This is a genomic window from Bianquea renquensis, assembly GCF_014384895.1.
Classification (GTDB): domain Bacteria; phylum Bacillota; class Clostridia; order Lachnospirales; family Bianqueaceae; genus Bianquea; species Bianquea renquensis.
Window position 1 is genome coordinate 139,145 of the sequence record NZ_JACRSQ010000006.1, and the last position, 8,433, is coordinate 147,577.

Annotated in this window: 5 protein-coding genes; 2 read left to right on the forward strand and 3 right to left on the reverse strand. The window is 52.9% G+C overall.

The annotated features are described in order from the left end of the window. Positions 1–59 precede the first annotated feature (59 nt). Positions 60–1,412: an MATE family efflux transporter gene (locus H8730_RS06040; protein ID WP_177719729.1), complete on the forward strand. Its 1,353-nt coding sequence runs from the start codon at positions 60–62 to the stop codon at positions 1,410–1,412. Continuing rightward, entirely contained in the window at positions 1,358–2,050 is a 693-nt protein-coding gene (locus tag H8730_RS06045) for a class I SAM-dependent methyltransferase (protein ID WP_249289575.1), read from the forward strand. Before H8730_RS06040 ends, H8730_RS06045 begins: the two co-directional genes overlap by 55 nt. Before the next feature lie 113 nt (positions 2,051–2,163). Here H8730_RS06045 and H8730_RS06050 read toward each other — a convergent pair whose 3' ends face one another. From H8730_RS06050 to H8730_RS06060, 3 genes are all read right to left on the reverse strand, one after another. Continuing rightward, on the reverse strand, positions 2,164–4,998 hold the full coding sequence (locus H8730_RS06050; RefSeq protein WP_249289569.1) for a DUF7601 domain-containing protein: 2,835 nt from the start codon (positions 4,996–4,998) through the stop codon (positions 2,164–2,166). A gap of 182 nt (positions 4,999–5,180) precedes the next feature. Continuing rightward, a complete protein-coding gene (locus H8730_RS06055) occupies positions 5,181–7,082 on the reverse strand; it encodes a DUF6273 domain-containing protein (RefSeq protein WP_249289570.1) in 1,902 nt (633 codons plus the stop codon). Between the two features lie 50 nt (positions 7,083–7,132). After that, the coding region (locus tag H8730_RS06060; RefSeq protein ID WP_249289571.1) for a DUF6273 domain-containing protein at positions 7,133–8,433 on the reverse strand (1,301 nt) is incomplete at its 5' end.

Below are 8,433 nucleotides of genomic sequence, written 5' to 3' on the forward strand. Positions count from 1 at the left end.
TAAAATGACTGCGAGCCAGCGCTTACAGCATACAATTTTCAAAAAGAGGGATCACACCGATGGACAATACACAAAAAACATATCTATTTGAGCAGACGCCCATAGCAAAAGCCGTTATAAAGCTGGCAATCCCTACCATCATTAGTTCTCTGGTCATGGTGCTCTACAATCTTGCCGATACATATTTTGTCGGAATGCTGAACAATTCGGTTCAAAACGCCGCCGTAACTCTGGCGGCCCCTGTGCTCCTGGCTTTCAACGCCGTCAATAACCTTTTTGGCGTTGGCAGTTCCAGCATGATGAGTCGGGCGTTGGGCAAAAAGGAGTATGAAACTGTATACCGCAGCTCGGCTTTCGGCTTTTACTGTTCTGCCTTCTGCGGCCTCCTGTTTTCACTGGTCTATACTCTATTTAGCGCGCCGCTGCTGACGATGCTAGGGGCAAATGCGGAGACTGCCGCTGCTACCGGCGAATATTTAAAATGGACCGTCACCTGCGGCGCTGTACCGGCGATTCTAAATGTGGTCATGGCCTATATGGTGCGTTCCGAGGGGTCTTCCCTCCATGCCAGCATCGGTACAATGAGCGGTTGTCTACTCAATATCCTTCTAGACCCGATTTTCATTCTGCCCTGGGGACTGAATATGGGGGCAGCGGGCGCAGGACTTGCTACCTTCATCTCCAACTGCGTGGCATGTCTCTATTTCTTTGTTCTGCTGTTTGTCAAACGCAGGAGCACGTATGTATGCATCCGCCCGTCCAAATTCCGACTCAAGAAATCCATTACACTGGGCGTCTGTGGAGTCGGCATACCGGCGGCCATTCAAAATCTGCTCAACGTGACAGGGATGACCGTGTTGAACAATTTTACCTCCTCCTACGGTTCGGATGCTGTCGCGGCCATGGGAATCGCCCAAAAAATCAATATGGTACCGCTCTACATTGCGCTCGGACTGTCGCAGGGCATCATGCCGCTGATTAGCTATAACTATGCCAGCGGAAATATTGACCGTGTTAAAAAAACGCTCCTCTTTGCAACGAAGATCGCCCTTTCCTTTATGGCGATTGTGGCCATAGGCTACTACGCGGGAGCGGACTTTCTCATCTCCCTATTTATGGAAAATGAGCGTATTATTGCATATGGAGCGCGCTTTCTCCACGGCCTTTGTCTGGCCCTTCCCTTCCTCTGTATGGACTTCCTTGCAGTGGGCGTCTTTCAAGCCTGCGGCATGGGGCGAAAGGCGCTTATTTTTGCGCTGCTTCGAAAGATCGTTCTGGAGATCCCCGCACTCTACCTTCTAAATTGGCTATTCCCTCTTTACGGACTCGCCTATGCCCAATTCGCCGCGGAAGTCATATTGTCCATGGCAGCTGTTCTGGTTTTAAAGCGCATGTGGCCCAAAGAACTGTGAAGACTTTGCTTCCGGACTTTACTCATAAAAGAGTTCTTGATCTTGGGTGTGGTTATGGCTGGCACTGTAAATACGCATCTGCCAGTGGTGCATCCTATGTTTTAGGGACAGATATTTCACACAAGATGCTTGAAAGAGCTGAAAAGATCAATGCAGGTTCAGGTATCGAGTACCGCTGTATTGCTATGGAGGACTTGCGTTTTCCAGATGAAACATTTGATGTCGTTCTCAGCTCGCTGGCATTTCACTATGTCCGAGATTTTGTACCTTTAGTTCATAATATTAGCCGTTGGATAAAACATGGCGGCGAGTTTGTTTTTTCAGTGGAACACCCTGTCTTCACATCTTACGGAACTCAAGATTGGTACTACGATGAGGACGGGGAAATCCTTCATTTTCCTGTGGATCATTATTACGATGAGGGCAAGCGGGAAGCGGTGTTTTTGGGTGAAACGGTTGTAAAGTACCATCGCACTCTAACCACTTACTTGAATACTGTACTACAAAATGAATTTGAAATTCGACATATTGTCGAGCCACAACCACCTGACAGTATGCTGGGCCTTCCTGGAATGCAAGATGAAATGCGCCGCCCCATGATGTTGTTAGTATCTGCAATAAAAAGCATAACCCCGTGATACCCGATGCCGATATATAGACAAACTGGACATGGCGGTTCCATCCGGATACCGCCATGTTTTGAAAATAGTTTTACAGTCCTCACGCTATTGTATTGGCTTGCAGCAAATGCTCAGTGGCGTTTATGTTTTCTCTCACGTGATTTTCTCTTCCCAAGCAACGGGGTCATGATGAGCCCTGTGAGGCTGAGGAACAGTAGCACAACCCAAATCGTGAGATGGCTGTTGTCGCCGGTCTGGGGGATCGTGGGATTGCCCGGATTGTCCGGCTCGCCGGATTCGTCGGGCTTATCCGGGTCAGCGGGCTTATTCGAATGGTAGGTGTTGAGTACGTCGTATCCCTTGATTTCTGTGGTGTAGTCAGGTACATTTACCTCGCCTACGGTATAGACAACCTCGTGGCCGTCCTCTGCATATTTGGGCAGTTCAAAGGCATACTGCCAACCGTCGCCTGCCGTCACCAGCCGCTGGGCGGCCAGTTGTCCGTCCGCGTAAACCTCCACGACAATGGAATCGGGCCACTTGTCCTCCGGGTTGTCCCCGTGGTTCCACGTCTTGTTGCCTGCAATTTCTACGGTGTCCGGCTCTGTCATCTTCTCATCGTAGCGGTTGGTAAACAGCGCCTTTTCCGCCGCTTCTCCATCTCTCGTCAGGGTGTAGGAGGCATGAAGCTCGCCGTCCTCCAGCGTGACGGTGAAAGTGAGGGTGTACATGGTATTATCGTATTCCCAGCCGTCCGCGCCGGTGTTCAGTTCGGAAATGGTGTAGGTGTAAACGCCGAAATCTGCAAAGGAGAAAGTTCCAAACTCTAATTCACCGCTGCCGGTGCGCCGGATGGTTTTGGTGTTCCCGTCGCTGCCCTGTGGCATGGGCGCGTTGTTCTCACCTTTCAGCAGGAAGGAAAACTCTGTCTCCGGCGCGTTCTCGCCTTCCACCACCTTTTCAATGTGAGGCGGGTCGATTTCTACAGGCGGAATGTAGGTATTGAGGATATTGAAGCCGTCATAGGAAGGGATAAAACCCGCAACCGGCGCTTCCTCCACAGTGTAGGCAATCTCGTTCCCGTCCACGTCGTATTTGGGCGCGGTAAAGTTGTAATGCCACTGGCCGTTTTCGTCCGGGGTGACGGGGATTTCCTCCACGAGTAAATCCCCGTTTTTGAGCCGCACGGTGATGGATTCCGGCAGGGCCACAGTATGGCCGCCCAGCTTCCACGTTTTCTCACCTTTGATTTCGGCCTGTACTCCGCCTATGTAGGTGTTGATGGCTGTGACTTCTATCGTTCGGCCGGAAATGGCAGTTCCATATCCGTTTTCCATCCTCAGGGCATAGCCGTCTGCGGAATCGTCATCCTCGCGGACTTCATATTGTGCGCCTACTGGGATTTCAAAATCCTTGCTTTCACCAGATTTTAAAGTAAACTGTGTTTCTGTGCCGTCAATGGTGAGGGTAAAATGAAATTCCTTGTTTTCATCCGCCTCCGGGTATTCACCCGCCAGCTTCTTAGTGATGATAAGGGTGGCCAGTTGCTCCGGCTCGGTCGGCACCCGGTTCTGGAACCGGGCAAGGGCGTTTTCTCCGCCCACAATGATGCCGGAGATCTCCTCAACCGCCGGGAGATACCCCGCCGCGTCCACTTCCCGCACGGTGTAGGCGATACCGTCCGGCAGGTTTGCAAATATTGCCTGCTGGCCCCCCTTCAAAACAAGGAGGCTGCCGTTGGTAAGCTCTTGCGGCTCGCCTCCGTCCACCGTGTATTCGTAGATTCCGCCGTCCGAGAAGGTGATTGCAAAGGCAAATTCTTTGTCCGGTTCGGGATTGTCGCCCACAACCTCTTTGCTCACCGTCAAGCTGCCGGATTCCATCGGGGGCTGGTAGACGTTGGCGAAGGGAAGGCGCAGTTCTTCCTCGCCGGTGATCTGTCCGGTATATTCCTGCACTGTGGCGGCATATCCTTCCGCCGTGTAGTCGGTTTCGGTGATGGTGTAAGTCGTCCCAACCGGCAGATCGGGGAAAGTTTTGCTTTCACCATGCTTGAGCACGAAGGTCTCCGTCTTACCGCTGATCACAGCGGTAAAGGTAAATTCCTTGGCGATGTCGGCGCTGCCGTCTGGGCTTGCATCCACGATTTCCTTTGAGACGGTCAGGCTTCCCGTCTGGCTGGGGGTGTAGGTGTTGGTAAACACTGCCGCGCTGCCGATTTCGGTGATAGTCCCCGTGTGGCCGGTGCCGGACACGGTATAGCCGGGGACAGGCTGCTCGGTGACGGTGTATGTTACCCCCACAGGGATTTGCTCAAATACAGCGGTCTGATTATGCTTTAATTGGAGCGTGCCGCCGCTTGTCAGTTCCTGCGGCTCGCCTCCGTCGATAGAATAGGAATAGGCGCCGCCGCCGGAAAAAGCGACGGTAAAAACAAATTCCTGCGCTTTCTGCTCGTCGGCGAGGGGCGAACCATCGGCATTTTCAACCAGCTTTTGCACCGAGAGCACTCCTTGCAGCGGGATATTGTAGGCGGTGACAACCACCGCTTCCGTTTCCTCTCCAGTGACAGTGAAGGGATAGCGGGTAAGCTGTTGGCCCTTCTCGTCCTTGTCAAAGGCAAAACCGGGAGCCGGGGAGGATTCTTCAAAATAGTATTCGCCCGGCTCCAGGGAAACGGAGATTGTTCCGTTTTCATCGGTCACATATCGCCCCCCTATCTGTTGGCCGTCTTTGGCAAACAGGTAAAAGACCGCATCAGGGACAGATGTTTCCGTTTTCGTGCCGTCCGGCAGCTTTTCCAGTTTCACAAGTTCCACATCGGCATAGGAGGCAACCTCGCTCTGTGTCTCGTTTTTGGCCGACTGGCCGAGGCTTTGCCATCCCAGCGTGCCGGTGATAAGGCCGCCTACCACAAACACCGCTGCCAAAACCATGCTGATCGTCCGATGTATCGCTGTACGCATGACAAAGCCCTCCTTCCGCTTACAATACATAACCATAACTTTCTGCTCTCTGCCACGCGCTCTCCAAAAAAGGAAAGCGTATGGCAGGGAGCAGGGACGGCATACCGCCGCCCTGTTCCCCTTATGGCAAAGCCCATGCTGTATCTCGTACAGTACAGTCTGCTTGCTGTTCCTTCTAAAACTTAACCGGCCAGATTGACCCACATAGCGGGGCGAACGCCGAGATTGTACCAGTAGTAACCGCTAATGACTCTGCCACTGGATGCACTGCAATACGCCACATTCGTGGTACTATTGCGCGGTGAACGCAGCCAGTAGGAAGTGCTGATAGCATTGCTGCACTTCCTCATATTAACGCTTGTTGCCAACTGGCTTGTGCCATAAGTGTAATCTCTTGCGTCGCTTGTTGCTTGGTCGCTAACGGTACCAAACAAATCCGCCTCGGATAACAGGAATACCTTATCCTGGGTTGTAATCCAGGTATCTGCATTGTACTCGCTGCGGGTGTTGATGGCAGTTTGTACAGCGTGACCTTTGAGAGTGCTCAAGCTATTTGTCAAATAGGTTTCGTTCAGCCATGTTCGCACGCTGCTGGTCTCCCATACGTTATCGCCAGAATTGTTGTTATTTGCTATACCGTCAAACACATCGACACCGTCTGTTCCAAAGGTCGTTTCCATTTCCTTGGCCCAAATCAGCGCCTTGTTGCCGTCCCTCGCCAGCAAATACCAGTCTTTCCCGTCAATCGTCACCGTTTCCAGCGTGCCCACTGCCATATTGCCGAGACCTGTTGTATCCCAGCTTGACAGCACCGTTACGCTATAGGTTGCAAAGGTAGTGTTATCCACGGTGGAAAGTGCGCGCACGGTCAAGGTTCCGCCCACGTATTCATCCGCGCCCACCGTCAGAACACCGTCTCCGGTGATTCTGGTGCTGACGGACGTACCGCCGGATACGCTCCATGTTACCTTCTGGTTCGGATGCACCGCTTCGCCTGCCGACACCGCTGCCGTAAAGGTTGCGCTTTCCCCCAGCTTCACTTCATCTGCGGAGGCCGTTACCTTCACCGTCAGTTCGCGCCCTGCTGCCTGATTTAACAGGAACAGTGCGTCCGCTGTGGGCGCCGGGCCGTCATTCTCGCCAAAGAAGCCGTCGCTGCCTTCAGCCGTGCCCCAGTCGCCCATGGTGGCGAACTGGCCCACTACATTAATGCCGTAATACCAGTTGTCTCCCGGCTCTTTCTGGAGGCTGATTCCGTCCAGCAGAAGGCCCGTGGCGGTGCCGGGTTCTATGGCCTGCGCCCAGTATGCCCAGCCGTCCACATCATACACCCAGTATGCGCCAGGCTTCGAACCGGCGGCCTTCCACTCCGCCATGGTCATCACCGTGCCGTCTAGGGTGCTGGTGGCCGTGTGGGTTTCTTCCACTGTGGTAATATTGGCGCCCTCTACCGCACCGTCGCCCTCGTCAATCTCGTTTTCGTCCGCGTCATACACCGTGTTGGCTGTTTTCTGTTCCCCGTTGGCATAGGGCACATAGTCATCGTAGTGGATATCGTCCGCCGCGTCTGTGCCGTCGTATGTACCGTTGATGTCCGCCGCGAGGCTGTCCTTGTTTTTGTTGAACGTGGGCATATACGTTGTCTGTCCTCCCAGCGTCCAGCTCCAGTAATCGTCGTGGAACACATCGGTTTCATCGTCCGGGATGTGGGTTTTCCATGTAGAGACATCGTTGATGTCCGCTCCGGCTACCAGAGAAACGGCTTCCTTGCTGTCATAATCCGCATCGCCGGTTTTCAGCCCTGCGCCCACGCCGATTTCCATGTACTCGTCCAGCCGGACGCGGGCGAAAATCGCCACGCCGCCTTCGGCTGCGCTCATGAAGTTTTCCACGTACACGTCCTTGTTGGTGCCGTCAAAGTCGTCGTGCAGCCGGGCACCGGGGTTCACTGTTCCCGTTTTCTCGTTGAGAGCCGTCTGGCTAACGCTCTGCCACGCAAAGGTGCCGGTTAGCAGAATGGCCGCCGAGACTGCGACTGCCGCCACCGCCGAGATGACTTTTCGCTTTCGGGTTGTTACTGTCATTTTTTTCATCCTTTCTTTTTGAGTCTTTTCATTAATCTTTTTAGAACGCTTTACTGGTACGTCACCCACAAAGCGGGACGCACGCCATAGTAAATGGGATCGCTCCAAAAGAATGTTACACACAAGGTAGTATGATTGCCATCAGAAGAGACACCGTTCTGATAAAGCATTTCTGATTTTAACTCTTGGTATGTTGAGCGCAGATACCATTCTACAGCGGTACCGCTTTCATCGTATGCGATCCAACTTCCTCCCGGTGCAGGGAGTGTTTCTCCCTTGTAGGTGTAATCATCTGCTACAGGCGTAGAACCATCAGAACTAGTATCGCTATATTGGAGTCCAAATACATCTGAGTCAGTTAAGAGGAATACTTTATCGTTTGTCGTACTAAAAGTATCTGTTACAGTGTAGTTTGACACATGCCTTGTTTTAATGTCTGTTTCTACTGCATATTGACTCAAAACACTTTTATCAGCTAACCAGTCCCCATTAAGGTAAGTCCTCAGAGCAGTATTATTTGTACTCGTCCACATATAGCCAAAATTTCTCCTCTCCAATACATTCTTGGAAAGAATCAGCGCCTGATTGTTCTCCTTGGCCAAAACGTACCACTCAATGCCGTCAATCGTAACGGTATCCGTTGAGCCGGGAGTAATGTTTGCAATCTCACTCAAATCCACTGTTACTGTTTTTGTTCCGGAAACAGCGGGATTCGCCGTAGAGACCGCTTTTATATTCAATGAGCTGCCGACTGTTTCATCCTCTCCAACGGTCAACAGGCCGCTAGAGCTGATGGTGGTGCTGGCGGAGGTGTTGCCGGATACCGTCCACGTGACGCCCTGGGACACGTTCGTGGTGGAGCCTTCGCCCGTTACGGTTGCGGTAAACTGGAGGGAGCCACCTCTCATAATGCCGGTGGCATTGCCCGTTGAGGAGACCGTCACTGTATCCGCCAGCGGGTTGACTGTCACCGTCTTGCTTCCCACTGCCGCATTGTTGATAACGGAAGTTGCTTCAACGGTCAATGTGCCGCCCACGGTTTCGTCCACGCCAACCGTCAGCAGACCGCTGGTATTAATGGAGGTACTGGCGGAGGTATTGCCGGATACCGTCCACGTGACGCCCTGCGGCACGCCCTCCGATGAACCTTCGTCCAGCACAGTTGCACTGAACTGAAGCGTTCTAGCTGTTTTCACTGTAGTGGCATTGCCCGCTGAGGCCACTGTCACCCCGTCGCCCAGCACCAGAATCGTCACAGTCGCGTCGCCCTCCGCTGCGTTGTTCACCATGGACGTGGCCTTAACCGTCAGCACATTCCCCACGGTTTCCTCCAGCCCAACGGTTAAAAGCC

Bases quoted from the DNA above. Each gene is read 5' to 3' on its own strand.
- H8730_RS06050 (WP_249289569.1), bottom strand. From the start codon at position 4,998: ATGCGTACAGCGATACATCGGACGATCAGCATGGTTTTGGCAGCGGTG.
- H8730_RS06040 (WP_177719729.1), top strand. From the start codon at position 60: ATGGACAATACACAAAAAACATATCTATTTGAGCAGACGCCCATAGCA.
- H8730_RS06055 (WP_249289570.1), bottom strand. From the start codon at position 7,082: ATGACAGTAACAACCCGAAAGCGAAAAGTCATCTCGGCGGTGGCGGCA.